General features: G+C 69.9%; 29 protein-coding genes. 17 read left to right on the top strand and 12 right to left on the bottom strand.

All coding sequences use genetic code 11. From position 1 onward, the window contains the following. Positions 1-13 precede the first annotated feature (13 nt). On the bottom strand, positions 14-1705 hold the full coding sequence (locus JN22_RS19165; RefSeq protein WP_143268360.1) for a hypothetical protein: 1692 nt from the start codon (positions 1703-1705) through the stop codon (positions 14-16). A gap of 137 nt (positions 1706-1842) precedes the next feature. Here JN22_RS19165 and JN22_RS19170 point away from each other — a divergent pair, with 137 nt between their 5' ends. Next, positions 1843-2064, top strand: a complete 222-nt coding sequence (locus JN22_RS19170; protein ID WP_085555466.1) for a DUF1289 domain-containing protein — start codon at positions 1843-1845, stop codon at positions 2062-2064. On the opposite strand, the gene JN22_RS19175 is transcribed toward JN22_RS19170, so the two are convergent. The 4 genes from JN22_RS19175 to JN22_RS19190 form a co-directional block, all read right to left on the bottom strand. Next, positions 2048-2257 carry a hypothetical protein gene (locus JN22_RS19175; protein ID WP_085555467.1) on the bottom strand — a complete coding sequence of 70 codons (210 nt, stop codon included), beginning with the start codon at positions 2255-2257 and terminating at the stop codon, positions 2048-2050. The two genes, JN22_RS19170 and JN22_RS19175, sit on opposite strands and share 17 nt — an antisense overlap. An 84-nt stretch (positions 2258-2341) precedes the next feature. Continuing rightward, entirely contained in the window at positions 2342-2785 is a 444-nt protein-coding gene (locus JN22_RS19180; RefSeq protein ID WP_085555468.1) for a ferritin-like domain-containing protein, read from the bottom strand. Between the two features lie 113 nt (positions 2786-2898). Beyond that, positions 2899-3486 (bottom strand): YgjV family protein, encoded by a 588-nt coding sequence (locus JN22_RS19185; protein WP_085555469.1) that lies wholly within the window; start codon positions 3484-3486, stop codon positions 2899-2901. A gap of 701 nt (positions 3487-4187) precedes the next feature. After that, positions 4188-4460: a hypothetical protein gene (locus tag JN22_RS19190; protein ID WP_085555470.1), complete on the bottom strand. Its 273-nt coding sequence runs from the start codon at positions 4458-4460 to the stop codon at positions 4188-4190. Between the two features lie 141 nt (positions 4461-4601). Here JN22_RS19190 and JN22_RS19195 point away from each other — a divergent pair, with 141 nt between their 5' ends. Together JN22_RS19195 and JN22_RS19200 are read left to right on the top strand one after the other, a co-directional pair. Further along, positions 4602-4829 (top strand): hypothetical protein, encoded by a 228-nt coding sequence (locus JN22_RS19195; RefSeq protein WP_143268361.1) that lies wholly within the window; start codon positions 4602-4604, stop codon positions 4827-4829. A gap of 103 nt (positions 4830-4932) precedes the next feature. After that, positions 4933-5496, top strand: coding sequence for a glutathione peroxidase (locus tag JN22_RS19200; RefSeq protein ID WP_085555472.1), 564 nt, complete (start codon positions 4933-4935; stop codon positions 5494-5496). A gap of 20 nt (positions 5497-5516) precedes the next feature. Here JN22_RS19200 and ccmB read toward each other — a convergent pair whose 3' ends face one another. Both ccmB and ccmA read right to left on the bottom strand, forming a co-directional pair. Next, entirely contained in the window at positions 5517-6182 is a 666-nt protein-coding gene (ccmB, locus tag JN22_RS19205) for a heme exporter protein CcmB (protein ID WP_085555473.1), read from the bottom strand. Continuing rightward, positions 6179-6874, bottom strand: a complete 696-nt coding sequence (gene ccmA, locus JN22_RS19210) for a heme ABC exporter ATP-binding protein CcmA (protein WP_085555474.1) — start codon at positions 6872-6874, stop codon at positions 6179-6181. The genes ccmB and ccmA overlap by 4 nt, the downstream gene beginning before the upstream one ends. Before the next feature lie 466 nt (positions 6875-7340). Between ccmA and JN22_RS19215 the strand changes: the two genes are divergently transcribed. The 13 genes from JN22_RS19215 (at position 7341) to JN22_RS19275 (ending at position 19507) form a co-directional block, all read left to right on the top strand. Continuing rightward, positions 7341-9020: a putative transporter gene (locus JN22_RS19215; protein ID WP_211099673.1), complete on the top strand. Its 1680-nt coding sequence runs from the start codon at positions 7341-7343 to the stop codon at positions 9018-9020. A gap of 137 nt (positions 9021-9157) precedes the next feature. Next, the gene (locus tag JN22_RS19220; protein WP_085555475.1) at positions 9158-9967 is read left to right on the top strand and encodes an ABC transporter ATP-binding protein; all 810 of its coding nucleotides are present in this window, start codon (positions 9158-9160) and stop codon (positions 9965-9967) included. A gap of 107 nt (positions 9968-10074) precedes the next feature. Then, a complete protein-coding gene (locus JN22_RS19225; protein ID WP_085555476.1) occupies positions 10075-10917 on the top strand; it encodes a lysine/arginine/ornithine ABC transporter substrate-binding protein in 843 nt (280 codons plus the stop codon). Positions 10918-11094: 177 nt separating this feature from the next. After that, positions 11095-11799: an ABC transporter permease gene (locus tag JN22_RS19230; protein WP_085555477.1), complete on the top strand. Its 705-nt coding sequence runs from the start codon at positions 11095-11097 to the stop codon at positions 11797-11799. A gap of 4 nt (positions 11800-11803) precedes the next feature. Then, positions 11804-12493 (top strand): ABC transporter permease, encoded by a 690-nt coding sequence (locus JN22_RS19235; RefSeq protein WP_085555478.1) that lies wholly within the window; start codon positions 11804-11806, stop codon positions 12491-12493. 245 nt (positions 12494-12738) lie between these two features. Further along, positions 12739-13470 (top strand): heme ABC transporter permease, encoded by a 732-nt coding sequence (locus tag JN22_RS19240; RefSeq protein WP_085555479.1) that lies wholly within the window; start codon positions 12739-12741, stop codon positions 13468-13470. 4 nt (positions 13471-13474) lie between these two features. Continuing rightward, positions 13475-13708 carry a heme exporter protein CcmD gene (gene ccmD, locus JN22_RS19245; RefSeq protein ID WP_085555480.1) on the top strand — a complete coding sequence of 78 codons (234 nt, stop codon included), beginning with the start codon at positions 13475-13477 and terminating at the stop codon, positions 13706-13708. Beyond that, complete coding sequence (gene ccmE / locus JN22_RS19250; RefSeq protein WP_085555481.1) at positions 13705-14205, top strand: cytochrome c maturation protein CcmE; 501 nt, start codon at positions 13705-13707, stop codon at positions 14203-14205. The genes ccmD and ccmE overlap by 4 nt, the downstream gene beginning before the upstream one ends. 57 nt (positions 14206-14262) lie before the next feature. Beyond that, entirely contained in the window at positions 14263-16254 is a 1992-nt protein-coding gene (locus tag JN22_RS19255) for a heme lyase CcmF/NrfE family subunit (protein ID WP_085555482.1), read from the top strand. A 25-nt stretch (positions 16255-16279) separates the two neighbouring features. Further along, entirely contained in the window at positions 16280-16816 is a 537-nt protein-coding gene (locus JN22_RS19260; RefSeq protein ID WP_085555483.1) for a DsbE family thiol:disulfide interchange protein, read from the top strand. Continuing rightward, the gene (locus JN22_RS19265) at positions 16813-17298 is read left to right on the top strand and encodes a cytochrome c-type biogenesis protein (RefSeq protein WP_085555484.1); all 486 of its coding nucleotides are present in this window, start codon (positions 16813-16815) and stop codon (positions 17296-17298) included. Before JN22_RS19260 ends, JN22_RS19265 begins: the two co-directional genes overlap by 4 nt. Then, positions 17298-18689 carry a c-type cytochrome biogenesis protein CcmI gene (gene ccmI / locus JN22_RS19270; RefSeq protein WP_085555485.1) on the top strand — a complete coding sequence of 464 codons (1392 nt, stop codon included), beginning with the start codon at positions 17298-17300 and terminating at the stop codon, positions 18687-18689. The genes JN22_RS19265 and ccmI overlap by 1 nt, the downstream gene beginning before the upstream one ends. Before the next feature lie 56 nt (positions 18690-18745). After that, entirely contained in the window at positions 18746-19507 is a 762-nt protein-coding gene (locus JN22_RS19275) for an SAM hydrolase/SAM-dependent halogenase family protein (RefSeq protein ID WP_085555486.1), read from the top strand. A gap of 87 nt (positions 19508-19594) precedes the next feature. Here the strand turns inward: JN22_RS19275 and JN22_RS35255 are convergent, their stop codons facing one another. Beyond that, entirely contained in the window at positions 19595-20836 is a 1242-nt protein-coding gene (locus tag JN22_RS35255; RefSeq protein ID WP_223677792.1) for an adenylate/guanylate cyclase domain-containing protein, read from the bottom strand. A 116-nt stretch (positions 20837-20952) separates the two neighbouring features. Here JN22_RS35255 and JN22_RS19285 point away from each other — a divergent pair, with 116 nt between their 5' ends. Further along, complete coding sequence (locus JN22_RS19285; protein ID WP_085555487.1) at positions 20953-21507, top strand: NifU family protein; 555 nt, start codon at positions 20953-20955, stop codon at positions 21505-21507. Between the two features lie 152 nt (positions 21508-21659). Here the strand turns inward: JN22_RS19285 and pnp are convergent, their stop codons facing one another. The 4 genes from pnp to rbfA form a co-directional block, all read right to left on the bottom strand. Then, positions 21660-23771 carry a polyribonucleotide nucleotidyltransferase gene (gene pnp / locus JN22_RS19290; RefSeq protein WP_085555488.1) on the bottom strand — a complete coding sequence of 704 codons (2112 nt, stop codon included), beginning with the start codon at positions 23769-23771 and terminating at the stop codon, positions 21660-21662. A 319-nt stretch (positions 23772-24090) separates the two neighbouring features. Next, the gene (rpsO, locus tag JN22_RS19295) at positions 24091-24360 is read right to left on the bottom strand and encodes a 30S ribosomal protein S15 (RefSeq protein WP_085555489.1); all 270 of its coding nucleotides are present in this window, start codon (positions 24358-24360) and stop codon (positions 24091-24093) included. A gap of 17 nt (positions 24361-24377) precedes the next feature. Continuing rightward, complete coding sequence (gene truB, locus JN22_RS19300) at positions 24378-25316, bottom strand: tRNA pseudouridine(55) synthase TruB (protein ID WP_085555490.1); 939 nt, start codon at positions 25314-25316, stop codon at positions 24378-24380. After that, complete coding sequence (gene rbfA, locus JN22_RS19305; protein ID WP_085555491.1) at positions 25306-25860, bottom strand: 30S ribosome-binding factor RbfA; 555 nt, start codon at positions 25858-25860, stop codon at positions 25306-25308. Before rbfA ends, truB begins: the two co-directional genes overlap by 11 nt. Positions 25861-25956 lie beyond the last annotated feature (96 nt).

The following is a 25956-nucleotide window of genomic DNA, read 5'->3' on the forward strand; positions in this document are numbered from 1 at the left end:
TGGGTCCCGCCGCTCAGCGCTTGCGGCGTCCGTCCAGCTCCAGCATGCCCCGCAGGGCCGCGATGGTCTTGCTGAGCGGGCTGGAGTCGCTGTCCGCCTCCGCGCGCTTCTTCCCGGCGGGCGGCGCGGGTTTCTCGGGCGAAAGCTCCATCGGAGCCTCCTCCGGGGAGTCCGCGGCCGGAAACTCCTCCGCGCGGCCGAAGGACGGCCGGACGACGACCGCCGGCTTGGCGGGAAGCGGTTTGGAGAGGGGCGGATCGTCGTCCTCGACCAGATCGCGCAAGGCCCTCATGGCCTCCTCGATCTCGCGCTCCTGGGCCGAGCGCTTGGGGCTTCCCCCCGCCTTCGCCGCCCGGCCCACCTTGCCCGGAGCCTTGACGGCGGGCGGCTCGTCCGGAACGGCGGCGTCAAAAATGGCGGATTCGGCACCGGCATGGCCGGAGTCCTTCGGGTCGTCCGGCGGCGCGGGGGGTTCGGCGGACGGACGGGTCTTGCGGCGGATGGGCACCGGCTTCGGCTCGACCGCCGCGTCCTCGATCATCGAGCGCAGCGCCGCCAGGGTCCTGTCGAAGCCGTCGCCGTCGTTGGCCGGCACCGGCTTCGCCGGGCGCTCGGCCTTGGGAGACGGCGCCGGCCGTTCGGGATCGCGGATGGCGAAGGCGACGATGTCCTCGTCGGCGGGTTCCTCCTCGCCGCTTTCCCCACCGGCCTCATCCCCGCCCCACCCGGAATCGTCGCCGGACACATCGACCTCGTCCCAATCCTCGTCGGAATCGTCGAACCCGGTGCGCGCGAACACCTTGTGGGAAAAGACCGGCGGCAGATCGGAATCGTCGTCCCCATCCCCGTCGTCTCCGTCGTCCCGGTCCCCCGCCTCGTTCACGGCCTCATCCACCAGGGCGGGTTTCGGCGCGGCCCGCCGGCCGGCGTCCTCCGGGTCGGCATCGGCCAGATCGGCGTCGGCGAAGAAACGGCGCATGGCGGCCAGGGTTTCGTCGAGCGGACCCTCGTCCGCCCCGGCGGTCGCCACATCCCGCTCGGCGGGTTCGAAGCCGGTCTCGCCGGCCGGCTCCCCCTGGCGGCTGTCCAGGCGGGCGGCCATGTCGGCCAGCGACACCGGCTCCCACAGCGGCCGCGCGTCCGCGTCGGCGGGGCCGTCGGCCGCAAGCTCCTCCAGATCGCGCGTGACCTTGCCGAAGGCGGGAGACCGGACAGGGGGCGGTTCGTCCCAATCGGTTTCGGCCAGATCCGTTTCGGCGAGATCGGTTTCGGCCAGATCGATCGCAGCCGGCCCCGGCGCGGCCACCAGCGGTTTCGGCGCCGCGAACGGCTTGAAGGCCGGCAGGGAATCCTCGGGATCGTCCAGCCCGCTCCAGGGCGGCGGGGAAACGGCGGCCCTGGCGGCGGCGGGCTTCTCCGAACCGCGGACCGAGGCCAGCAACCCCTGGAGGGCGGCCAAGGGAGCGTCGAAGGAGAGATCGTCGGGGGGAGGCGCCGCATCCCCGGCGAAACGGTCCGGCACCGCCGGCCGGCTTTCGGTGTCGCGGGCCTCGCAGCGCGAGCAGCGGTAGTGCGGCGCGATGGACAGCACGGGATAGTTCGGGCCGAAACGCCGTTCCAGGATGGAACGCGGCAGGATGCCGCCATGCCCGCAGGCACGGCAGCGCAACTGCACGTCGACGTCGATGTCGCGAAGGAACAGCATGCGGGCCATGGCCGCAGTATAGCCAAGCGGCCAAGCCTTTCCCAAGAGTTTCGGGCGCTTGGAGGGGCGGCGCTTGTGACCTCGGGCGGCGGCTGTCATGGTGGCCGGCGGGGCGGAGACGACGCGAAGGAACCGGCATGGCCGTGGACGAGAACCATGTCCCGTCGCCCTGCGTGCGGCTGTGCACGCTGGACGGGGCCGACGTCTGCCTGGGCTGCTTCCGCAGCATCGGGGAGATCAAGGCGTGGGGCGGGCTGGACGCCGACGGGCGGCGCGCCGTCCTCGCCGGGGCGGAGCGGCGCCGCGCGCAGGCAGCGCCGTCCCCCTGGAGGATGGCGGTCGTCAGGCCGCGCGGGTGACCGTCAGGCCGAGGACGGCGAGGCTGGCGCTGAAATCCTGGAACTTGCGCAGGTAGCGCGGCTTGTAGGCGTCGAAGTCGGCGGCGATGGCCGCGTCGGCGTCGGCGGCCTTGGCGAACTCCGCGACACGGTGCGGGTTTTCCGCCCGGTACAGCGCGAAGGCGCCCTGGGTGACCAGATCGTCGGCAATCATGGATGCGTCCTCGAAGGAAACGGTGGAACGTGAGGCGGCCAGCCTACGCCCACCCCTCCCCCTCGGCAATGCTGCGTCGCAACATCACACCACGACGCCACGCAACGCCGCCATGCGGTCACGGTCGACCCGGATGCGGTCGAGATGCTGGGCGACCACCGCCGTGATCGGCAGCGGCAGATCCTTGGACAGCGCCACGTCGTAGAGGCGGATGCACTCGTCCTCGCCGCGCTCCACCTCGGTGATGATGGCGGCGCGGTCGTGGCCCATCACGGCGGCCTTCAGTTCCAGGAAGAAACGGTGGGCGCCGCCCAGCATCGTGCCGCCCATGTCCGGCGCCCCGCCCTGCTCGGCGACGAGGCGCTGAAGCTCGCGGACGATGGCGCCGCGCTGGGCCGCCAGATCGTTGAACAGGGCCTTGAGGTCGTCGGCGTCGGCGCTTTCGGCGGCCTGCCGGTAGCCCTCGTGGCTGTCCTCGACGATGCGGATGAGGTCGTTGAGCGTGTCGACGATCTCGTTCTTTTCCATGACGGCTGCCCTCCCGTGCGCGCTGCCCCACCGCAGCACAACCTCCGGCCCCGCCAAAGGTTCCCGGACCGGCCGGGGTCGCCCATCGGACTCCCCCGCCGCGCTCCGGACCGTCAGGCCGCGGCCAGCGAGGCCGGCGGGGAGACGGCCGCCACGGGCCGCCGGGTACGGGCGCGCCACAGGCTCCAGGAATGGCCAGCCAGCGCCATGACGTCCGATCCCAGCCCGAAGACTGAGCCGGCCAGCGCGTTGTGCCCCGCCCCGACCAGCGTCGCCGACAGGAAGAACAGGCGCATCGCCGCCACCTCGGTCTGCCAGCGCCCCAGCGTCGCCAGGATGAAGCCGCCGGCCGACAGCGCCGACATCGGCCCCTGCCACGTCAGGGCGGCCACCACCAGCGCGGCCGGCAGGGTCGCGGCGAACAGCGCGTTCAGCCGCCAGGACCGCCGACGCGGGTAGGAGGCGGCCATCTGGACCAGGCCGAGCACGCACATCAGCGTGCCGGTGCGGGCGCCCAGGCACAGGAAATGGATGACGAACAGGAGGGAGGCCGCCGCCTGCGCCGCCAGGATCGCCCGGCGGTCGGTCATCAGGGTCGACAGTGTGCCGAGCGCCAGCCCGGCGAAACCCGTCACCGTCACCAGGGACAGCGCCTGGATCAGATCGGACAGGGACGGCAGGTGATGAAGCAGGAACACCATGATCGGGTCGCTTTCGCCTTGTGGTCATGCCGCGTTGCAGCAAAGGCGTCGGACCCTAGGCGCCGGTGGTTAACCGGATCTGAAGCGGGGCGTGATCAAGTCCGGGCGGAAATGCGCCGCCCTTGTGACACACCTCCGGCCGTACCCTCCGATGGGAGAGGCGTGAGCGCGGCCGCATCGCCGCCTGTTGCCGGACCGTCACGCCGCGCATGGCCACGGGCGCTCCGCCGCGTGGCGGTTTCCCTCCGCTCGCGGGCCGCTCGGGGCGGGGCGGGAAGACGGCGGAGACGGCGCTGTGTTGCTCCCGCCACAGGGGAGGACGGACTTTCGCCAAGCTGTACGGTTATCGGGGGCGACACTGGTGGAATCCTTCGGCTTTCCCTGAGGAGGCACCCCTCACGGCATACCCCCAGGGGGCAGGAGACGGGTTTTCCTATCCCTTCGTGACGTTGGTTTTGCCGCACCGCACCGTCATTCTCCGCCCCGTCATCGCCGGGGGACGGCGGCACAAGGGGAATTCGACATGACGCTCACCATGCACCGGCCACCGCTCACGCGATCCGAAGACAGGAGCGCGGACAGCGGCGGCGACACGCCGGTCTGCTGCTCCTGCGGGCAACCGATCCGCAGCGGGGAGCCGCACTGGGCTGGCGATGCCCAGAACCGCGCCTGGCACTACGGCTGCGCCGAACGGGCGGGCGTCACGCTGACGTGGAGCCGGATTCGCCAGCGGATGACCGCGGGAGCGTCGCGGTAAGGGGCGGATCGCCGTCCCGCCGCCCATCCGGCAAAGCGGCGGCCGGCTGGCCGAGGACGGAATCCCGGCCACGCTGGAAGGCGGTCCGTTCGGCGGCGAGGATGGCGTCGGTCAGCTGGCGCTCGAAATCCCGCTCGACCAGCGTCGAGAACAGGTCGATGCGGAAGCGCGCCTGAAGGGCGCGGCTCAGCCGTCGGGCGCGTTCGGTGGGTGGCATGGCGGCGTCTTCCCAAGCGGTGGGCAACGGAACCGTCAGGGTAAGGCCCGGAGCGGTCCGGGCAACGGCGCAACGGAGGGTTTCGCGGGTGCGAAAGATGTGGACCCTTCGGCCTGCGGCTCTGTTGGACGGAGAGTCCGAATGTCCAGCCCCGACACCAGCCCCAACGGAGGACCGACGATGAAAGGCAGCCCGCGCAGCCTCTGGCTGTCCATGACCAACCGGATGGCCAATCAGGCGATCGGCTGTTGGAGCGTCCTGTTCGCCAACGCGGCGAAGCGCAACCAGTCCGCCTTCCTGAAGAGCCTGACGGCCCCGCCGAAGCCGCCGTCCAAACCGAAGAGGGCCAGGAAGGCCAGGCACGGCTGAACGGGGCGCGGATGGTTCGCGTGCGGCGTCGTGATCCGGCATGGCGGCCCGGCCGTAGAACCGGCATGCCCTTCCCCAACGCCCCACCAACGGACCGCCCGCGATGACCTCCCGTCCTTCCTTCCGCGCCGCCGCGCTCGCCGCCGTGCTCGTCCTGGCCGGGCCGGTCGCCGCCCTGGCCGCCAGCGCCCATGATTTCATCTTCAAGGGCATCGACGGCCAGCCGCTGCCGCTGGCGCAATTCGCCGGCAAGGCCGTCCTGGTGGTGAACACCGCCTCGCAATGCGGCTTCACCCCGCAATACAAGGGGCTGGAGGCGCTGTGGCAGCGCTATCGCGACCGCGGGCTGGTGGTGGTCGGCGTGCCGTCCGACGATTTCGGCGGGCAGGAGCCGGGCAGCGCCGCGACCATCAAGGATTTCTGCGAGGTCAACTACAGCATCGACTTCCCGCTGGCCGACAAGACGGTGGTGTCGGGCGACGGCGCCCACCCCTTCTACCGCTGGGCCGGCGACGAGCTGGGCTTCCTCGCCAAGCCGCGCTGGAACTTCCACAAATATCTGGTCGGGCCGGACGGCCGGCTGATGTCCTGGTTCTCCACCGTCACCGACCCCGAGTCGGACCGCGTGCGCGAGGCGATCGAGGCGCTGCTGCCGCCGAAATCCTGAACGGCGACTCCGGACCGCCCCTACTCCACCGCCTGCCGCAGCGCCGCCGCCCCCGCCCAGGGGGCGAGCGGCAGCGCCGCCGCCAGGATGCCGGCGAGCAGCAGCAGGTGCGGGCGCGGCGTCAGGCTATTGATGGCGGCGTCGATGGCGCCGGCCCCGAAGATCAGCACCGGGATGTAGAGCGGCAGGATCAGCAGCGACAGCAGCACCCCGCCGCGCCGCGCGCCCAGCGTCAGCGCGGCGCCGATCGCCCCGATCAGGCTGAGGATCGGCGTGCCAATCAGCAGCGTCAGCACCAGCGCCCCGAAACCGGCCGCGTCCATGTTCAGCAGCACCGCCAGCAACGGGGCGGCGACGATCAGCGGCACGCCGGTCACCAGCCAGTGCGCCAGCGTCTTGGCGACCACCACCGCCTCCAGCGGCAGCGACGACAGCGACAGCAGCTCCAGCGAGCCGTCCTCGTAGTCGGTCAGGAACAGCCGTTCCAGCGACAAGAGCGAGGCGAGCAGCGCCGCCACCCAGATGACGCCGGCCGCGATGCGGGCGAGGATGTTCGGCTCCGGCCCGACGCCGAAGGGGAACAGCACCACGCACAGCACGAAGAACATCACGGCGATGGTGGCGTCCGACCCCTGGCGCAGCGCCAGCCGCAGGTCGCGCCCGACCAGTCGCAAAAAGCGGTTCACGCCGCGTCCTCCCTTTCCTCGTCCCCATCGACGCCATCGTCGCCGTCACCATCGTCGCCGTCCGCGTAGGGCGCGAAATCGTCCAGATGCAGTTCCTCGCCGCCGGGGGTCGCGATGTCGGTGTGGGTCGACAGCACCACCATGCCTCCGCCGGCGCGATGCTCGGCGATCAGCCCCTCGAACAGCGCGATGGCGGCGCGGTCGAGCGCCACGGTCGGCTCGTCGAGCAGCCACAGCGGCTTGGGCGCCGCCAGCAGGCGGGCCAGATTGAGCCGCCGCTTCTGCCCGGCCGACAGGTAGCGCCCGGGCACGGCGGCGATGTGCGGCACGCCCAGCCGCTCCAGCGCCGTGCGCGCGTTGGCGTCCGGGTCGGCGGCGCCGCCCAGCGCGGCCCAGAAGGCGAGATTCTCGGCCGCCGTCAGCACCGGCTTCACCGCGTCGAGATGCCCGACATACTGGATTTTCGTCCGGTGCTGCTCGGGCTCGTCGGCGACGGCGACCCCGTCCCAGCTCAAGCGCCCGCGGATCGGCTTCAGCAGGCCGGCCATCACCCGCAGCAGGCTGGACTTGCCGCTGCCGTTGGGGCCGAGCAGCACCAGGGCGCCGCCAGGGGCGAGGCTGAACTCCAGCCCGGTGAAGACCAGCCGGTCGCCGCGCAGGCAGCTCAGCTCGGATCCGGCGAAAACAGGCATGGCGGCTATCGGGGGTCGCTGTGGCGGGGCGGAGGCGCTGCTATAGCACAGCCCGCCCGCGGGACCGGAGAAAGAAAGCCGCAAAAAAGAAACGGCCATCGCGAGGGGGTTCTCGCGATGGCCGCGCGTCCAGCCGGGGTCTGGCTGGGAACTGCTCGGCCGGCAACTCGCCGGTGCGGGCGTTAGGGGGGACGCCGGTTCGCACCCTGATGCGGCTGCCGATTGGTTGCCCTTACGACTAATCCAAGAAAGTGGCAAAATTTTGATCGATTGCAGCGGCCCCGGCCCGGCGCCGCCCGTCTTCGGTGACAGAACCGTGACCGATGCGCCGTCGCGGCGAAGAGTTGTTTTGAATCAATGGCGGGCGCCGCCGGTTGCGACAGGGTGTGGCCGCCCGCCGACCGGTGGGCGGGTCCGGGGCGGCCGCCCCGCGACGCTCCCCTTCGTGGAAACTGGACACCGAATCATGCCGGCGCTCGCGGACGTCTTTCTCGCCATGCCCCCCATCGCGCGGGTGGTCTTCGTGCTGGGCCTGGTCTCGGCCGTCGGGCTGGCGCTGGGGCACATCAAGCTGCGCGGGGTGGGGCTGGGCATCGGCGGCGTGCTGTTCGCCGGCATCGCCGGCGGCCACCTCGCCAAGGAGGGCGGAGTCACCTTCAACCCGGAGATGATGGACTTCATCCGGGATTTCGGCCTGATCCTGTTCGTCTACACCATCGGCATCCAGGTCGGCCCCGGCTTCTTCGCCGCCCTGCGGCGGACCGGGCTGACGCTGAACCTGCTGGCGCTGCTGATGGTCGGGCTCAGCGTCCTGCTGACCGCCCTGCTGGCGGCGAGCGGCCTCCTGTCGCTGGGCTCGTCGCTCGGCGTCTTCGCCGGCGCGGTGACCAACGCCCCGGCGCTGGCCGCCAGCCAGCAGGTGCTCAAGGAGGTCGGGGCAGGCGCCGCGGTGATGGCGCTTCCCGGCCTCGCCTTCGCCGTCACCTACCCCTTCGGCATCGCCGGCAACCTGCTGGCGATGGCCGCCGTCCGCATCCTGTTCCGCATCGATCCGGAGGCCGAGGCCAAGGCCTTCGAGGACTGCCGCCGCTCGGAGGTGTCGGCGCTGGAGACGATGGATCTGGCGGTGCGCAACCCGGCGCTGGACGGCGTGACGCTCGGCGAGGTGACGCGGCTGGAGTCGCTGGGGGTCATCGCCTCGCGGCTGCTGCGCGACGGGCGTCTCCAGGTGCCGCACGCGGCGACCCGGCTGAGGCTCGGCGACGTGCTGCACGTCGTCGGTCCGCGCCCGAGGCTGGAGGAGGCGCGCGCCCTGCTCGGCCAGGAATCGGACGTGCCCCTCACCACCAAGGGCACCGACCTGCGCTGGGAGCGCATCGTCGTCACCGCCAACGGCGTGCTTGGCAAGTCGATCGCCGCGCTGAATCTCCAGGACGCGCACGACGTGGTGGTCAGCCGGGTCAACCGGGCCGGCGTCGAGCTGGTGCCGAACGCCGCGCTGAAGCTTCAGTTCGGCGACATCCTGACGGTGATCGGCAAGCCCGACAGCCTGCGCGCCGTCGGCCGCGTCTTCGGCAATTCCGAACGCCGGCTCCAGCAGGTCGAGATGATCCCGGTGTTCCTCGGCATCGCGCTGGGGGCGGCGCTGGGCGCCATCCCGATCTTCCTGCCCGGCATGCCGGCGCCGCTGCGGCTGGGGCTGGCCGGCGGGCCGCTGATCGTGGCGCTGGTGCTGGCGCGCATCGGCCACATCGGCCCGCTCGTCTGGTTCATGCCGCCGGCCGCCAACCTGGCGCTGCGCGAGATCGGCATCGTGCTGTTCCTGGCCGTGCTCGGCATCGCGTCGGGCGACCGCTTCGTCGAGACGCTGGCGAGCGGGGCCGGCTGGCCCTGGATGCTGTGGGGCGTGCTGGTGACGCTGGTCCCGCTGGTCGTCACCGGGCTGGTGGCGCGCGGGGTGATGCGGCTGAACTTCCTGACGATCTGCGGCGTCCTGGCCGGGGCCCAGACCAACCCGCCGGGGCTGGCCTACGCCAACGCCCTGATGGCGTCGGAGGCGCCGGCGCTGGCCTACGCCACCGTCTACCCGCTGTCGATGTGCCTGCGCATCCTGGCGCCTCAGGTCATCGTCCTGCTTTTGTGGTGACGGCACCCTTTTGTGAGGAAGACACCCTTTTGTGAAGAAGACACGGGCGACGCTGTGAAATCCGCGTTGCGGAACCCACACGCGGCGGTCTAGCCTGTGCCGCATTGGTCAGTCCACAACCACCGCCGGTTTCCCGCATGCACCGACACCCGCCCGTCAGCGACACCGCCCCCGCCGCCGTCGTCGTGGAGGATCTTCACAAGCGGTTCGGCGAGCTGGAGGTGCTGAAGGGGGTGTCGCTGACCGCGCGGGAAGGCGACGTCATCACGCTGATCGGCTCGTCGGGATCGGGCAAGAGCACGCTTCTGCGCTGCATCAACATGCTGGAGATCCCCGACGACGGCCGCATCGTCATCGGCGGCGAATCGATCGGCCTGAAGAAGATCCGCAACGGCCGCGTCACCGTCCCCGCCGACGCCCGGCAGGTGGAGCGGATGCGCACCCGGCTCGGCATGGTGTTCCAGAGCTTCAACCTGTGGACCCACATGACGATCCTCCAGAACGTCATCGAGGCGCCGGTCCATGTGCTGGGCGTGCCGAAGGCGGAGGCCGTCGACCGCGCCCGCATGCTGCTGGACAAGGTCGGCATCCTGTCCAAGGCCGACTCCTACCCGATCCAGCTCTCCGGCGGGCAGCAGCAGCGCGCCGCCATCGCGCGGGCGCTGGCGATGCAGCCCAAGGTGATGCTGTTCGACGAGCCGACCTCGGCGCTCGACCCCGAGTTGGTCGGCGAGGTGCTGCGCGTCATCCGCCAGCTGGCGGACGAGGGCAGCACCATGATCCTGGTGACGCACGAGATGGGCTTCGCCCGCGAGGTGGCGTCCAAGGTCGTCTTCCTGCACCAGGGCCGCATCGAGGAGGAGGGGGCGCCGGACAAGGTGCTGACCAACCCCGATTCGGAGCGCGTGCGGCAGTTCCTCTCCCGCCACCTGTCCGGGGCGGCCTGAGGCATCCTTTCGCTTGAAACTTTTCCAGGAAATCGTGACGCTCGAAAGCGTGTGCGAACCGAACCGCCCGTGTTGAACAAGGGCAAACCGAACAGAGGAGTTTTCCCGTGAAGAAGATCGTTGCGGCTCTGGCGCTCGGCGCCCTGATGGCGGTCACCGGCGGTGCGGCCGAGGCCAAGGACTGGAAGAAGGTCCGCATCGCCACCGAGGGCGCCTACGCCCCGTGGAACGCCACCGACCCGTCGGGCAAGCTGGTCGGCTTCGAGATCGACCTCGCCAAGGAGCTGTGCAAGCGCATGGAGGCCGAGTGCGAGATCGTCGCCCAGGATTGGGACGGCATCATCCCGGCGCTCCAGCAGGGCAAGTACGACGGCATCATGGCCGCCATGTCGATCACCGACGAGCGCAAGAAGGTCATCGACTTCACCAACCCCTACGGCACCGAGCCGTCGATGTTCGGCATCCTGAAGACCTCGCCGTTGGCCGGGACCAAGTTCGACGTCGAGCGCTACGACCTGACCAAGGAGACGCCCGAAGGCAAGGCCGCCATCGCCAAGCTGGACGAGGTGCTGAAGGGCAAGACGGTCGGCGTCCAGACCTCCACCATCCAGGCCAACTTCATGGAGAAGCTGCTGCCGAAGGTGACGGTCCGCACCTACGACAAGCTGGACAACGCCGGCATCGACATGGCCGCCGGCCGCGTCGACGCGATCTTCGGCGACCGGTCGGCGGTGGCCGCCATCCTCGACGCCGATACGGCCAAGAACATGACCCTGTGGGCCCCGGCCTTCTCGCGCGGCGTGCTGGGCGAGGGTGTGGGCGTCGGCCTGCGCAAGGCCGACAAGGACCTGAAGGAGAAGCTCAACAAGGCGATCGCCGACGCCAACAAGGACGGCACGATCACCAAGCTGAGCACCCAGCATTTCGGCTACGACATCGCGATCAAGTAAGGATACGAGCGAACACGGCCTCTCCATCCGCACCGTCCGTCATGACCGGGCCAGCCCCGGTCATCCACGCGGAACCTTGGGATTCGCCCGTGGATGCCCGTGCCGAGCACGGGCATGACGCGTCGGACGGAAGGCGGAGCGGCTGTCCACCCACCCCGATCCTTACCTGAGCGGCCCATGCTCGAACTTCTTTCCTTCGGACCGAACGGCTGGGGCGGACAGCTCCTGACCGGGCTGGCGATGACCATCGCCGTGTCGGTGTCGTCCTTCGCGCTGGGCATCCTGTTCGGATCGGCGGGCGCCGCCGCCAAGCTCAGCCACAGCCTCCTCCTCAACGGCATCGCCGAAATCTACACCACCGTCGTGCGCGGCGTGCCCGAGCTGCTGGTCATCTACCTGCTGTTCTTCGGCGGCAGCGGCATGATCATGGCCGTCGCCGGGGTGTTCGGCTACGAGGGCTACATCGAGATCAACGCCTTCAGCATCGGCGTCGCCGCCGTCGGGCTGATCTCCGGCGCCTATTCGACCGAGGTCATCCGCGGCGCGGTGCAGTCGGTGCCCCCCGGCCAGATCGAGGCCGCGCGCGCCTGCGGGATGAGCCGCTGGCTGATCCTGCGCCGCGTCCTGGCGCCGCAGACCCTGCGCTACGCCCTGCCCGGCCTCGGCAACGTCTGGCAGCTCACGCTGAAGGACACCGCCCTGATCTCGGTGACGGCGCTGGCCGAGATCATGCGCGTCGCCCACGTCGCCGCCGGCTCCACCCGGCAGCCGTTCCTGTTCTATACCACCGCGGCGGTGCTCTACCTGCTGCTCACCACCGTCTCGACCGCGCTGTTCGAGCGGGCGGAGCGGCACGCCAACCGCGGCGTCCGGAGGGCCTGAGCTGATGGATTGGGAACTGATGTGGGACAGCCTGCCCAAGCTGCTCGGCGCCCTGCCGGTGACGCTGGAGCTGGTCGGCGGATCGCTGCTGCTGGGCGCCGTGGTCGCCTTCGTCACGGCGCTGCTGCGCCTGTCGGGCAACCGCGTTGCGGAAATCCTCACCACGGCCTACGTCTTCGTGTTCCGCGGCACGCCGCTGCTGGTGCAGATCTTCCTGATCTACTACGGGCTCGGCCAGTTCGAGTTCGTGCGCGACAGCGTTCTGTGGCCCTTCCTGCGCGAGCCGATGTGGTGCGCCATCCTGGCGCTGACGCTGAACACCGGCGCCTACACCAGCGAGATCCTGCGCGGCGCCATCCTGTCGGTGCCGCTGGGGCAGGTCGAGGCGGCGCGCGCCTGCGGCATGTCGCGGGCGCTGGCCTTTCGTCGCATCGTCCTCCCGGTGGCGGTCCGCCAGATGCTGCCGGCCTACGGCAACGAGGTGATCCTGATGGTCAAGGCCAGCTCGCTGGCCAGCACCATCACGCTGCTGGAGGTCACCGGGCTGGCCCGCAAGATCATCTCGCAGAGCTTCGCGGTGTTCGAGATCTTCATCCTGGCCGGCGCCATCTACCTGCTGCTGAACTTCCTCGCCTCCCGCCTGATCAAATACGCGGAATGGCGGATGACGCCCTACCTGCGGGCGCGGGCCTGACGGCGCCTTCCCGCAAGGACGCCTCCTGCGACAAAACAGCACCGGCCGCCCGCGCCGGCCCATCCCCGCCACCGGCGGAAAGGGCCGGAAGCGGGCGGCCGCGCCGTGTTGTGACAATCTCTCATACCATGGTCTGACCGCCCCAACTTCCTGACTAAGATCAAGGCGAAACCCCTCGCGCTCCGGCATACATGCGCCTATATCCTCGCCAAGCGCGACCGAAGGTCATGTCCTGGGGCCAGTCAATGCATCGTTTCGCCAACCCCGCCCGCTTCCTGCGCCTGTCGGCCGCATTGCTGCCGTGGAGCGCCGGTGCGGCCGTGATCCTGACGATCGTCGGGCTCTATCTCAGCCTGTTCGGCTCGCCGCCCGACTACCAGCAGGGCGAGACGGTGCGGATCATGTACATCCATGTGCCCGCCGCCTGGATGAGCCTGTTCGTCTACACCAACATGGCCGTCGCCGCCGGCGCCGGGCTGGTGTGGAAGCACCCGCTGGCCGACCTGTTCGCCAAGGCCGCCGCGCCCATCGGCGCCGGCTTCACCTTCGTGTGCCTCGTCACCGGCTCGCTGTGGGGCGCGCCGATGTGGGGGACCTGGTGGGTGTGGGACGCCCGGCTGACCAGCGTGCTGATCCTCTTCTTCCTCTATCTCGGCTACATGGCCCTGGTGAACGCCTTCGACGATCCGCAGCGCGGGCTGCGGGCCGGCAACGTCCTGCTGCTGGTCGGCATCGTCAACGTGCCGATCATCAAGTTCTCGGTCGACTGGTGGAACACGCTGCACCAGCCGGCCAGCGTGGTGAAGATGGGCGGTCCCAGCATCGACCCCACCATGCTGCTGCCGCTGCTGGTGATGGCCGGGGCCTTCACCGCCTACTTCGTCGCGGTGGTCCTGCTGCGCCTGCGGACCGAGATCACGCAACGCAGGATCCAGACGCTGCGCCTGAGCGCGGCCGGCGAGGGAGCGCAGGGATAACGCCATGACAGACTTTCTCTCGATGGGTGGTTACGCCGCCTTCGTCTGGCCCGCCTACGCCATCGCGGCGCTGGTGCTGCTGGGCCTGCTGCTGGCCACCTGGAAGGGGTTGCGCGACGCCGAGACGACGCTGAAGGCGCTGGAAAGCGCCCGTCCGGCGCGTCGCCGCACCCGCCCACGGGCCGATGGGAAGCCCGACACGGCCGCCGGAACGCCGGCGGGAGCGAGTGAAGGATGACCAGGAAAAAGCGCCGCCTCTACATGCTTGGCCTCGCCCTGCTCGGGCTGGGCAGCGCCACCGCCCTGACGCTGACCGCGTTCCAGGACAACATCGTCTTCTTCTACAGCCCGACCCAGTTGCAGACCCAGCAGGTCGGCGACCGCAGCTTCCGCCTCGGCGGGCTGGTCGAGGAGGGCAGCGTCCGCAAGTCGACCGACGGTCTGGTCACCGAGTTCCGCGTGACCGACACCGCCCACACCATCGACGTGAGCTACCGCGGGCAGCTGCCCGACCTGTTCCGCGAGGGCCAGGGCGTCGTCGCGGAAGGCAAGCTGACCAAGGGCGTCTTCGTCGCCCGCGAGGTGCTGGCCAAGCATGACGAGAACTACATGCCGCCGGAGGTCTCGGAGGCGCTGAAGCAGGCCGGCGTCTACAAGGACGCCAGGAACGGCGCCCATCCCGGCGCGGCCCCCTCCGGCGCGCCCGGCACGGCCCAGGCCGCCACGGCGAAATAGTCCACGTCCGCCCGTCAGGGACGGCTTCGAGGTCGACATTCAAGGAGCAGCGGGACCGTGATCCCCGAACTTGGCCATTACGCGCTGGTGCTGGCGCTGTTCGTGGCGCTGGTGCAGGCCGGCCCGCCGCTGGTCGGCGCCGCCACCCGCAACACCGCCTGGATGAACGTCGCCGGCCCTGCCGCCGTCGCCCAGATGCTGCTGGTGCTGGTCGCCTACGGCGCGCTGACCTGGGCCCATGTGGTGTCCGACTTCAGCGTGCAGAACGTGGTGCAGAACAGCCACTCGCTGAAGCCGATGCTCTACAAGGTGTCGGGCGTCTGGGGCAACCACGAGGGCTCGATGATCCTGTGGATCGTCATGCTCTCGGTCTTCGGCGCCGCCGTCGCGGTGTTCGGCCGCAACCTGCCGCCGACGCTCAAGGCGCGCGTGCTGGCGGTGCAGGGCCTGATCGGCATCGGCTTCCTGCTGTTCATCCTGGCGACCTCCAACCCCTTCATCCGGGTGATCCCGCCGCCGCTCGACGGCAACGACCTGAATCCGCTGTTGCAGGATCCCGGCCTCGCCTTCCACCCGCCCTTCCTCTACGCCGGCTATGTCGGCTTCTCGATGGCCTTCTCCTTCGCGGTCGCGGCCCTGATCGAGGGGCGGGTCGATCCCGCCTGGGCGCGCTGGGTGCGGCCCTGGACGCTGGCCGCCTGGTCGACCCTGACCATGGGCATCGCCATGGGCTCCTGGTGGGCCTATTACGAGCTGGGCTGGGGCGGCTGGTGGTATTGGGACCCGGTCGAGAACGCCTCCTTCATGCCCTGGCTGGCCGGCACCGCGCTGCTGCACTCCGCCATCGTCGTGGAGAAGCGCGACGCGCTGAAGAGCTGGACCATCCTGCTCGCCATCGTCACCTTCTCTCTGTCTTTGATGGGCACCTTCCTGGTGCGCTCGGGCATCCTGACCTCGGTCCACGCCTTCGCGGTGGATCCGGCGCGCGGCGTCTTCATCCTGGTGCTGCTGGCGATCGCCACCGGCGGTTCGCTGCTGCTCTACAGCCTGCGGGCGCCGACGCTGAAGGCCGGCGGCCTGTTCGCCCCGGTCAGCCGCGAGGGCGCGCTGGTGCTGAACAACCTGCTGCTGTCCACCGCGACGGCGACGGTGTTCATCGGCACGCTCTACCCGCTGTTCCTCGACGTGCTGAATCTGGGCAAGGTCTCGGTCGGCCCACCTTTCTTCAACGCGACCTTCCTGCCGGTGGCGATCCCGATGGTCGCCGCCATGGTGGTCGGCCCCTTCCTGTCCTGGAAGCGGGCGGATCTGGGCGCGGCGCTGACCCGGCTGTGGGTGGCCGGCATCGCCGTGGTCGTCATGGTCGCCGTCGCCGCCTATCTGACGGCCGGCGGCGGACCGCTGCTGGCGCTGGTCGGCATCGCGCTGGGGGCCTGGGCCTTCGTCGGCTCGCTGGTCGAGTTCGCCGAGCGCATCCGCCTGTTCCGCATCCCGGTGAAGGACAGCTGGAACCGCGCGGTGCATCTGCCGCGCAGCGCCTGGGGCATGACGATCGCGCACGCCTGCGTCGGGCTCGCCATCTTCGGAATGACCGGCACCTCGGCGTGGCAGACCGAGTCGATCTCGGCCATGAAGCCGGGCGACACCGCCAGCCTCGCCGGCTACGAGTTCCGCTTCGACAGCATCGGCACGGTGCCGGGGGCCAACTACCGCGCCGACCGCGCCGTCTTCACGGTCAGCAAGGACGGCGTTCCCTTCGCCACCCTGACGCCGGAGCGCCGCAGCTACCCGGTCACCCGGATGACGACCACCGAATCCGCCATCCACACGACGGTCTTCTCCGACCTTTACGTGGCGCTGGGCGACCCGACGCAGAACGGCACCGCCTGGATCGTCCGCATCTACCACCACCCGCTGGTGCCGTGGATCTGGATCGGCGGCGTCGGGATGATGCTGGGGGGCTTCGTCAGCCTGACCGACCGGCGCTTCCGCATCGGCGCGCCGGAGCGCCGCCGCGCGGCCAAGCCCGCCGTCCAGCCCGCCGAGTAGCGCGGACAAGTAAGGATACACCCCTATGCGCCGCCTGCTCTACCTGCTGCCCTTCCTGCTGTTCATCGGCGTGGGTGTGGCTTTTTACCTGGGATTTCAAAGGGATCCTCGCGACATCCCGTCGGCCCTGATCGACAAGCCGGTGCCGTCCTTCGAGCTGCCGCCCTTACCCGGCCGTCCCGAGGGGTTGTCGGCGGAGCGGCTGAAGGGCGACGTGACGCTGGTCAACGTCTTCGCCTCCTGGTGCATCCCCTGCAAGGCGGAACACCCGATCATCACCCGGCTGGCCCGCGAGCAGGGCGTCACCGTCCGCGCCATCAACCACAAGGACAAGGCCGAGGACGCGCTGGCCTGGCTGGCCCGCAACGGCGATCCTTACGCCAGCATCGGCGCCGACCTCGACGGGCGGGTGTCGATCGACTGGGGAGTCTACGGCGTGCCGGAGACCTTCCTGGTCGACCGCCAGGGCCGCATCCGCTTCAAGCATGTCGGACCGCTCACCCCGCAGGTGGTGGACGAGCAGATCCTCCCGATGGTCAAGCATCTGCGGGGGCAGGGATGAGGCGGCTCCTTCTCGCCGCCGTCCTGGCGCTGTCTGCTCCCATCCTGGCCGCCGCCCCGGCGCTCGCGGTTCAGCCGGACGAGGTGCTGCCCGACCCGGCGCTGGAATCCCGCGCGCGGGAGATCAGCAAGGAGCTGCGCTGCCTCGTCTGCCAGAACCAGTCGATCGATGACAGCAACGCGCCGCTGGCCCGCGACCTGCGCGTGCTGGTGCGCGAGCGGCTGAAGGCGGGCGACAGCGATGCCGGCGTGCTGGGCTACGTCACCGACCGCTATGGCGATTACGTGCTGCTGCGCCCGCCCTTCAAGGCGACGACGCTGCTGCTGTGGGTGGGGCCTTTCGCGATCCTGCTGCTGGGCGGGGTGGCGACCGCGCTGTTCCTGCGCGGCCGGCGCGGGGTGGCCGCCGGGGCGGACACCGTGCCCCTGAGCGATGACGAACGGCGGCGGCTCGACGCGCTGCTGCGGAAAGACGACGCGTGATGCTGTTCTGGATTCTCGCCGCCGCGCTGACGGTGGCTGTTCTGCTGCTGATCCTGCCGCCGCTGCTGAAGCCGGCGGACGCGGCGCCCGCCCGCGACGACTACGACCGCGAGGTCTACCGCGACCAGCTCGACGAGCTGGAGCGCGACCTTGCGCGCGGCGTCATCAGCCCGGCCCAGGCCGAGGCGGCAAAGGCCGAGATCGGCCGCCGCATGCTGGCGACCGCCCAGCCCGCTCCGCAGCCGGCCGCCCGTCCCGCCCGCTCGGCGAAGGCGCTGGCGATGGTGCTGGCCCTGACGGTGCCGGTGGGGGCGCTGGCGGTCTATGGCGCGGTCGGCCGTCCGGACCAGCCGGCCCGGCCGCTCGCCTCGCGCAACCTGGAGCAGGAGCGCGGCGGTCCGCCGAAGAGCGTGCTCGCCGCCATCGACAAGCTGAAGCAGCAGTTGGCCGAAAGCCCGGACGACGCCCAGGGCTGGGCCATCCTGGGCCAGGCCTACGTCAAGATGAACCGCCCCGCCGAGGCGGCCGACGCCCTGCGCCGCGCGGTGGCGCTGAACAAGGACGACCTCGAGCTGCTTGGCCTGTTCGCCGAGACGCTGACCGAGGCCAACGACGGCACCGTCCCGGAAGAGGCGCGCGCCGCCTTCGACGGCGTGCTGGCCAGGGATCCGAAGGACGCCCGCGCCCGCTTCTTCGCGGCGCTGGCCCGCCATCAGGCCGGCGACCAGCGCGACGCGCTGGAACGCTGGCGCGCCCTGCTCGCGGAATCGCCGGCCAACGCGGCGTGGGTGCCCACCGTGCAGGCGCAGATCCGCGAGGCGGCCATCGCCCTCAACCTCGACCCCGCCGCCGTGACGCCGAACCCGCTGCCCGCCGAGGAGACTCCCGCCACCGCGCAGGCGCAGGGACAGCCGCAACAGCAGCCCTCCGCCGAGGAGCGCGAGCAGATGGTGCGCGGCATGGTCGACGGCCTCGCGGCGCGGCTGGCAGCCGACCCGTCGGACATCGACGGCTGGGTCCGGCTCGTCCGCTCCTACAACGTGCTGGGCGAGCCGGCCAAGGCCCTGGAGGCGGCCCGCAAGGCCCGTGAACGGGCGCCCGACCGGCCCGACGTGCTGGTCGTCTACGCCAGCTCCATCCTTCAGAACCAGCCGCGCAGCGACCCGCCCGCGCCGATGCCCGAGGAGGCGACCGCCGCCCTGCGCAAGGCGCTGGCCGGCGACGCCACCAACCGCGACGCGCTATGGCTGCTCGGCCTCGACGCGATGACGGTGGGCCGCAAGGCCGAAGCCACCGACTACTGGACCCGGCTGATCGCCCAGTTCCAGCCGAACGACCCGGAATACGCGCTGTTGAAGACGCGTTTGGACGCGTTGAAGACGGGAAGCTGAGCGGCGTTCCAGCCCGGACTTTCCCGCCGGATCATGGCCGCGCTACACTGGCGGCCATGATCGTGCTCTTCACGGATTTCGGGCTGTCCGGCCCCTACACCGGGCAGGTCAAGGCGGTGCTGGCGCGGCAGGCGCCGGGTGTGCCGGTGATCGACCTGTTCGCCGACGCCCCCGCCTTCGACCCACAGCTCTCCGCCTATCTGCTGGCCGCCTACGCCCCCGCCTTCCCATTGGGGAGCGTCTTCGTCTGCGTCGTCGATCCCGGCGTCGGCACCGACCGCCGCCCGCTGGTCGTCGAGGCCGACGGGCACCTTTTCGTCGGTCCTGACAACGGCCTGTTCGAGCTGGTCCGCCGCCGCGCCGCCAGCGTCCGCGCCTGGAGCATCGATTGGCTGCCGGACCGTCTGTCCGCCAGCTTCCACGGCCGTGACCTGTTTGCCCCCGTTGCGGCGCGTTTGGCGACCGGACGGGAGGTGGAGCGCACCGTCCTGCCGGACGGCGCCGTCGCCCGCCCGGATTGGCCGGACGATCTGCCGCGCATCGTCTATGTCGACGTCTACGGCAACGCCATGACCGGCCTGCGCGCCGCCACGCTGCCCGAGGATGCGGTCCTGACGACCGGTGGGCGGACGATGCGCCGGGGCCGCACCTTCGCCGACGCCGAACCGGGCGAGGCGCTGTGGTACGAGAACGCCAACGGGCTGGCGGAGATCGCCGTCAACCGGGGCCGCGCGGATGTGGAGCTTGGGCTTCGGGTCGGTTCGGAGGTGAGCATTACCCGGACCTCAATCCCCTTTCCCCCCCGGGGAGAGGGTTAGGGTGAGGGGGTTCCGCCTGCCGGACGCTCCCCGCCACCGATCCCCCCATCCCGGCTCTCTCCCCGAGGGGCGGGAGAGGGGGGATCTTCACACCCTCAGCTCATAGACCGCGACCGGGTCCGCCAATCCCTTGACCGTGTGGTGGCCGATGGCATCGAGCCGGTGACCGCCGCCCTCCCCGTCCGCCCTGACCAGCGCCGCGAAGGCCGCCGAGGTCAGCACCGTGCGCTCCAGCCGGCCGCACAGCCCCTCGATGCGGCTGACCAGATTGACCGCCGGGCCGATCACCGTGAAGTCCAGCCGCTCGGTCGAGCCGATGTTGCCGTACATCACCTCGCCGACATGCAGCGCGATGCCGCAGCGCAGGGTCGGCTGGCCCCAGGCGGCCCGCTCGGCGTTCTGCGCCGCCATGGTGGCGAGCGCGTCGGCCGCCGCGTTCAGCGCCTTCACAGCGGCGGCGGCGTCGCTTCCGTCCTCCTCCCCGGCCAGGGGAAAGATCGCCAGCATGGCGTCGCCGATGAATTTCAGGATCTCGCCGCCGTGGCGCTCCACCGCGTCGCCCATCGATTCGAAATAGCCGTTCAGCAGCGCGATCAACTCCTCGCGCGGCAGCCGGTCGGCCAGCGGGGTGAAACCGCGCAGGTCGCAGTACCACAGCACGGCGCGGACGTCGGCCCCGGTGCCGCGCCGGATGTCGCCGGACAGGATGCGGGCGCCGGTCTTGCGGCCGACGTAGGTGTCGAGCACCGTCGCCGCCAGCCGCCGCAGCGCCAGCGTCTCCAGCACCGTGCCGAGCGCCGGCAGAAGGGCGTCGAGCAGCGCGAGATCGTCGGTGGAGAAGCCTCCCGCCCGGTCGGTGGCGAAGCTCATCGCGTTGCGCCGCCCGCCGGCGAACAGCACCGCCATCGCCGCGTAGTCGGTCAGGCCCGTCGCGCGCAGTTCCCCCAGCACCGGGTAGGGCCAGGGCGCTTCCATCCGCTCCAGCGGGTAGCGCATGCCGTCCGCCCCCTCGTCGATCAGCGCGGCGAAGGTGCTGGTGCGGTAGGGCTCCAGCAGTTCGGTGCCGTGCGGGGCGGTGACGGCCTCGATCGCCGGATCGCCCCGGCGCCAGAAATAGACCATCGAGCGGATCTGCGGGTGGAGCAGTTGCAAGGCCAGCACGCAGCGCGCCAGCGGCACGCCGGCGGCGATCAGCCGGCCGCAGAAATCCTCCACCAGGGACTCGGCATCGGGCGCGTGGCGTCCCTCCCGCAGCAGCCAGCCGACGACCGAGGCGGCGTCATGGGACGGGGAGGATGGGGCGGCGTGCCCGGTCCGCGAAATCGTCACAACGAAATAGCCCCAAAGGAATAACCGGACCAATCCGGTGCTTGATCCGGCCGGCGATTCTGCCCAAATTTCAGGAGCGCCGCCAGCCCAGTTCGGCGCCGATGGAGGATAGCACCATGTTCATTCAGACCGAGCAGACGCCCAACCCGGCGACTCTCAAGTTCCTGCCGGGGCGAGACGTGCTCGGACGCGGCACCGCCGACTTCACCAGCCGCGAGGACGCCGCCCGCTCGCCGCTCGCCCAGCGCCTGTTCGAGATCGACGGCATCGCCGGCGTGTTCCTGGGCGCCGATTTCGTCACCATCACCAAGACCGACGCCAAGGACTGGTTCCTGCTGAAGCCGTCGATCCTCGGCGTCATCATGGAACACTTCACCGCCGACCGTCCGGTCCTGCTGAGCGACGCCGGCGACGGCCACGCCGCCAGCAGCGGCGACGACGACGAGATCGTCGAGCAGATCAAGGAGCTGCTGGACACCCGCGTCCGCCCATCGGTGGCGCAGGATGGCGGCGACATCACCTTCCAGGGCTTCGACAAGGGCGTCGTCTATCTGGCGATGAAGGGGGCCTGCTCCGGCTGCCCCAGCTCGACCGCGACGCTGAAGCACGGCATCGAGAACATGCTGCGCCACTACATCCCGGAAGTGGTCGAGGTCCGGGCGGTCCAATGACGCCGGACAGCGCCGCGACCAGGTAAGGATAGGACGGAAAAAGGGGCGCTCCCGCGTGGGAAGCGCCCCTTTTTCGTGGCCTGAGCCCCGGCTTTCCTTACCCGCCCCTCCCCCGCCGACGCGGGAAAGGAACGGATGGGAAGCGACCGCGGTCAGTCGGCCTTCTTGGTCAGGTCCTCGCCGGTGGCCTGGTCGACCTGCTTCATCGACAGCTTGACCTTGCCGCGGTCGTCGAAGCCGATGACCTTCACCTTCACGGCGTCGCCCTGCGACACCACGTCCGACACCTTGCCGACGCGCTGCTGCGCCAGCTCGGAGATGTGGACGAGGCCGTCGCGCGAACCCAGGAAGTTCACGAAGGCGCCGAAATCGACGACCTTCACGACCTTGCCGGTGTAGACCACGCCCAGCTCCGGCTCGGCGACGATGCCCTTGATCCACTCGATGGCGGCGTCCGACTTCTTCTGGTCGACCGCCGAGACCTTGACGGTGCCGTCGTCGTCGATGTCGATCTTGGCGCCGGTCTGCTCGACGATCTCGCGGATCACCTTGCCGCCGGAGCCGATCACGTCGCGGATCTTCTCCTTCGGAATGTTGATCACGGTGATGCGCGGGGCGTTCTCGTTGACGCCGTCGCGGGCGCCGGTCAGCGCCTTCGACATCTCGCCAAGGATGTGCAGGCGACCGTCCTTGGCCTGGGCCAGGGCGATCTTCATGATCTCCTCGGTGATCGAGGTGATCTTGATGTCCATCTGCAACGCGGTGACGCCGACTTCCGTCCCGGCCACCTTGAAGTCCATGTCGCCGAGATGATCCTCGTCGCCCAGGATGTCGGACAGCACGGCGAAGCCGGTGTCTTCCTTGATCAGGCCCATGGCGATGCCGGCGACCGGACGCACCAGCGGCGCGCCGGCGTCCATCAGCGACAGCGAGGTGCCGCAGACGGTGGCCATCGAGGAGGAGCCGTTCGACTCGGTGACTTCCGACACCACGCGGAGCGTGTAGGGGAAGTCCTCCTTCTTCGGCAGCAGCGGGTGGATGGCGCGCCACGCCAGCTTGCCGTGGCCGATCTCGCGGCGGCCCGGCGAGCCCATGCGACCGGCCTCACCCACCGAGTACGGAGGGAAGTTGTAGTGCAGCATGAAGTGCTCGCGGTACTCGCCCTCGAGCGCGTCGATGATCTGCTCGTCCTGGCTGGTGCCGAGCGTGGTCACGACCAGCGCCTGGGTCTCGCCACGGGTGAACAGCGCCGAACCGTGGGCGCGCGGCAGCACGCCGACCTCCGAGACGATCGGGCGGACCGTCTTGGTGTCGCGGCCGTCGATGCGGCGGCCGGTCTTCAGCACCGCCCCGCGCAGGATGTCGGCCTCGAGCTCCTTGAACTCGGTGCCGATCTGCTGGGCCTCGTACTCGGCGGCCAGCGTCTCCAGGGCCTTCGCCTTGGCGGCGCCGACCTTCTCGTAGCGCGACTGCTTGACCGTCTCGGTGTAGGCGGCCTCGACGTCGGCGCCGACGGTCTCGCGCAGGCGGGCCTTCAGGGCCTTGCGGTCGTAGGCCGGCTCCGGCAGGTCCCAGGGCTCCTTGGCGGCCAGCTCGGCGAGGTCGATGATCGCCTCGATGACCGGCTGGAAGCCGCTGTGGCCGAACATGACGGCGCCGAGCATGACCTCCTCGGTCAGCTCCTTGGCCTCCGACTCGACCATCAGCACGCCTTCGGTGGTGCCGGCGACGACGAGGTTGAGATCGGTGTCCTCGACCTCGTCGGCGGTCGGGTTCAGGATGTACTGACCGTTCTTGTAGCCGACGCGGGCGGCGCCGATCGGACCGAGGAACGGAATGCCCGAGATCGTCAGCGCGGCCGACGCGCCGACCATCGCGACGATGTCGGGATCATTCTCGAGGTCGTGGCTGAGGACGGTGCAGACGACCTGGGTCTCGTTGCGGAAACCCTCGGCGAACAGCGGACGGATCGGACGGTCGATCAGGCGGCTGACCAGCGTCTCCTTCTCCGTCGGGCGGCCTTCACGCTTGAAGAAGCCGCCGGGAATCTTGCCGGCCGCGAAGGCCTTTTCCTGGTAATTGACCGTCAGCGGGAAGAAATCGACGCCCGGCTTCGGCGCCTTGGCGGCGACGGCGGTGCAGAGGACGGTGGTGTCGCCATAGGTCACCAGGACGGCGCCATTGGCCTGACGGGCGATCTTGCCGGTCTCCAGGACCAGCTTGCGCCCACCCCATTCGATTTCTTTACGATGCACAGTGAACATGATTTTTTCCTTCCATCCGACGCCCAGGACGGCCGGATTGCCGCCCGAGACCGGGGCCGCCAGTCGTAAGGCCCCGCAGAGAGTAAAAGCGTTGGAAACGACAACAGAGATTGATGCGAAAAAGGCCGGTCCCCCGATCGAGGATCGGGGCCGGCCTGTCCATCAAAAAGCTCTAAAGATCAATCGCGTCGCAACAGGAAGACGTGCTGAAAAACGCGACGCCCCAACCGGCGCGCCGCACCCGCCGGAACCCGAGGGTGCGGCGAGGCGGCGGCTGGCTGGGGCGTCGTATCCGGTCACGGTCTGGACAGCGCGCCGATCAGCGACGCAGGCCCAGGCGCTCGATGAGCGTGGCGTAACGGGAATTGTCCTTCTTCTTGAGATAGTCAAGAAGACGACGGCGCTGACCGACCATCACCAGCAGACCACGGCGGGAGTGGAAGTCCTTCTTGTGGCTCTTCAGGTGTTCGGTCAGGTTGCTGATCCGCTCGGTCAGGATCGAAACCTGGACTTCGGGCGATCCGGTGTCAGCCTGGCCGCGCGAATATTCCTTGATCAGCTCCTGCTTGCGCTCGGGCGTAATCGACATCGGGGTCTCCTAAATCGTCAAAGGTTGAGGACGCGCACCGGACGGACCTCCGCCCCCTCGACACGGGCCAGCGCCACCGGCTTGCCGCCGAAAAGCGCAATGACGGTGCCATCCCCAGCGGCAGCCCCGCGAAGCGCTTCGAGGCGTTCGCGATCCTGCCGGGTGAGGAGAGCCACCGTCTGGCCATGTCTCAGTCGGTGCGCTTCCGCTTCGGTCAGGGCCAGCGCCGGGATGTCGTCCAGCGCGGTCTCGATCGGCAGCAGAAGTCGTTCGACGGCGGCACCTTGCTCCAAGGTTGCCAGTTCGTCCAGGGAAATCGCGCCGTCCAGCGTGAAAGGGCCGACGCGCAAACGGCGCAGCAGATGGACGTGGCCGACCGTTCCCAACGCCACGGCGAGGTCGCGGGCCAGCGAACGGACGTAGGTGCCCTTGCCGCAATCGACCTCGAACAGGGCGTGGTCGTCGTCCGGCCGCTCGACCAGGTCGAAGCGGTCGATGCGGACGCGGCGGGTGGCCAACTCGACGGTGCCGCCCTCGCGGGCGATGTCGTAGGCGCGCTCGCCGTCGATCTTGATGGCGGAGAATTGCGGCGGCACTTGGTCGATGTCGCCGAGGAAGGCCGGCAGAGCCGCCCGGATCGCCTCGTCCGAGGGCCGGACGTCGGAACGCTCGACCACCGGGCCCTCGCGGTCGTCGGTGGTGGTGCGCTCGCCCCAGCGGACGCCGAAGCGGTAGGTCTTGGCGCCGTCCATGGCGTAGGAGACGGTCTTGGTCGCCTCGCCCAGCGCGATCGGCAGGATGCCGCTGGCCAACGGGTCGAGCGTGCCGCCATGGCCGCCCTTGTCGGCGTTCAGCAGGCGCCGCACCTTGGACAGCGCCTGCGTCGAGCCCATGCCTTCGGGCTTGTCGAGCACGATCCAGCCATGGATCGGCTCGCCCTTGCGCTTACGAGCCACGGCGCCCGCCCTTGCCGGCCTCGTCCGCGTCGCTTTCGTCCGCGTCGTCGAGGTCGGGATCGTCGCCGTCCTCCTCGTCGCCCTCCTCCTCGTCCCAGGAATCGTCCTCGTCATCCTCGTCGTGGTCGTCGTCGCCGTTGACGCGGCCGAGGTCGCGGGCGACCGCCGGGCTGTGCAGGATGGTGTCGATGTGCTGGGCGTAGTCGAAGGAGGTGTCGCCCTCGAAGGTCAGGGTCGGGGCGTGGCGCAGGTTGACCATGCGGGCGACCTGCCCGCGCAGGAAGGCGGCGGCGCGGCGCAGCGCCGTGTGCGCCTCGTCCATCCGGCCGCCGCCCAGCGTGGTGAAGAACACCGTCGCGTTGCTGAGGTCGGGGCTGATCCGCACCTCGGTCACGGTGATGTTCAGCCCGGAAAGCTCCGGATCGTGGAAATCGCCGCGGCGGAACAGATCGGCCAACGCGTGGCGCAGTTCCTCGCCGACGCGCAGTTGCCGCTGGGACGGGGGTTTGCCGGCGTTGATCGCGCCGCGATTCTTGCTCGCCATGGTCGCTGTCTTTCGTGAATGTCTTGCCCGCCGGATGGCCCGGAACCGGGTTTTCTGGCCGGAAGGCCCTGGAATTCTAGAGGTCGGTCGGCGGCG

The organism is Azospirillum agricola, from assembly GCF_020005195.1.
In the GTDB taxonomy this organism is placed as follows: Bacteria; Pseudomonadota; Alphaproteobacteria; order Azospirillales; family Azospirillaceae; genus Azospirillum; species Azospirillum agricola.

Excerpts from the sequence above, each read along its gene's own strand:
- JN22_RS19165 (WP_143268360.1), bottom strand. The coding sequence starts at position 1,705 with ATGCTGTTCCTTCGCGACATCGACGTCGACGTGCAGTTGCGCTGCCGT.
- JN22_RS19170 (WP_085555466.1), top strand. The coding sequence starts at position 1,843 with ATGGCCGTGGACGAGAACCATGTCCCGTCGCCCTGCGTGCGGCTGTGC.
- JN22_RS19175 (WP_085555467.1), bottom strand. The coding sequence starts at position 2,257 with ATGATTGCCGACGATCTGGTCACCCAGGGCGCCTTCGCGCTGTACCGG.
- JN22_RS19180 (WP_085555468.1), bottom strand. The coding sequence starts at position 2,785 with ATGGAAAAGAACGAGATCGTCGACACGCTCAACGACCTCATCCGCATC.
- JN22_RS19185 (WP_085555469.1), bottom strand. The coding sequence starts at position 3,486 with ATGGTGTTCCTGCTTCATCACCTGCCGTCCCTGTCCGATCTGATCCAG.
- JN22_RS19190 (WP_085555470.1), bottom strand. The coding sequence starts at position 4,460 with ATGCCACCCACCGAACGCGCCCGACGGCTGAGCCGCGCCCTTCAGGCG.
- JN22_RS19195 (WP_143268361.1), top strand. The coding sequence starts at position 4,602 with ATGTCCAGCCCCGACACCAGCCCCAACGGAGGACCGACGATGAAAGGC.
- JN22_RS19200 (WP_085555472.1), top strand. The coding sequence starts at position 4,933 with ATGACCTCCCGTCCTTCCTTCCGCGCCGCCGCGCTCGCCGCCGTGCTC.
- ccmA (WP_085555474.1), bottom strand. The coding sequence starts at position 6,874 with ATGCCTGTTTTCGCCGGATCCGAGCTGAGCTGCCTGCGCGGCGACCGG.
- JN22_RS19215 (WP_211099673.1), top strand. The coding sequence starts at position 7,341 with ATGCCGGCGCTCGCGGACGTCTTTCTCGCCATGCCCCCCATCGCGCGG.
- JN22_RS19220 (WP_085555475.1), top strand. The coding sequence starts at position 9,158 with ATGCACCGACACCCGCCCGTCAGCGACACCGCCCCCGCCGCCGTCGTC.
- JN22_RS19230 (WP_085555477.1), top strand. The coding sequence starts at position 11,095 with ATGCTCGAACTTCTTTCCTTCGGACCGAACGGCTGGGGCGGACAGCTC.
- JN22_RS19235 (WP_085555478.1), top strand. The coding sequence starts at position 11,804 with ATGGATTGGGAACTGATGTGGGACAGCCTGCCCAAGCTGCTCGGCGCC.
- JN22_RS19240 (WP_085555479.1), top strand. The coding sequence starts at position 12,739 with ATGCATCGTTTCGCCAACCCCGCCCGCTTCCTGCGCCTGTCGGCCGCA.
- ccmD (WP_085555480.1), top strand. The coding sequence starts at position 13,475 with ATGACAGACTTTCTCTCGATGGGTGGTTACGCCGCCTTCGTCTGGCCC.
- ccmE (WP_085555481.1), top strand. The coding sequence starts at position 13,705 with ATGACCAGGAAAAAGCGCCGCCTCTACATGCTTGGCCTCGCCCTGCTC.
- JN22_RS19260 (WP_085555483.1), top strand. The coding sequence starts at position 16,280 with ATGCGCCGCCTGCTCTACCTGCTGCCCTTCCTGCTGTTCATCGGCGTG.
- JN22_RS19265 (WP_085555484.1), top strand. The coding sequence starts at position 16,813 with ATGAGGCGGCTCCTTCTCGCCGCCGTCCTGGCGCTGTCTGCTCCCATC.
- ccmI (WP_085555485.1), top strand. The coding sequence starts at position 17,298 with ATGCTGTTCTGGATTCTCGCCGCCGCGCTGACGGTGGCTGTTCTGCTG.
- JN22_RS19275 (WP_085555486.1), top strand. The coding sequence starts at position 18,746 with ATGATCGTGCTCTTCACGGATTTCGGGCTGTCCGGCCCCTACACCGGG.
- JN22_RS19285 (WP_085555487.1), top strand. The coding sequence starts at position 20,953 with ATGTTCATTCAGACCGAGCAGACGCCCAACCCGGCGACTCTCAAGTTC.
- pnp (WP_085555488.1), bottom strand. The coding sequence starts at position 23,771 with ATGTTCACTGTGCATCGTAAAGAAATCGAATGGGGTGGGCGCAAGCTG.
- rpsO (WP_085555489.1), bottom strand. The coding sequence starts at position 24,360 with ATGTCGATTACGCCCGAGCGCAAGCAGGAGCTGATCAAGGAATATTCG.
- rbfA (WP_085555491.1), bottom strand. The coding sequence starts at position 25,860 with ATGGCGAGCAAGAATCGCGGCGCGATCAACGCCGGCAAACCCCCGTCC.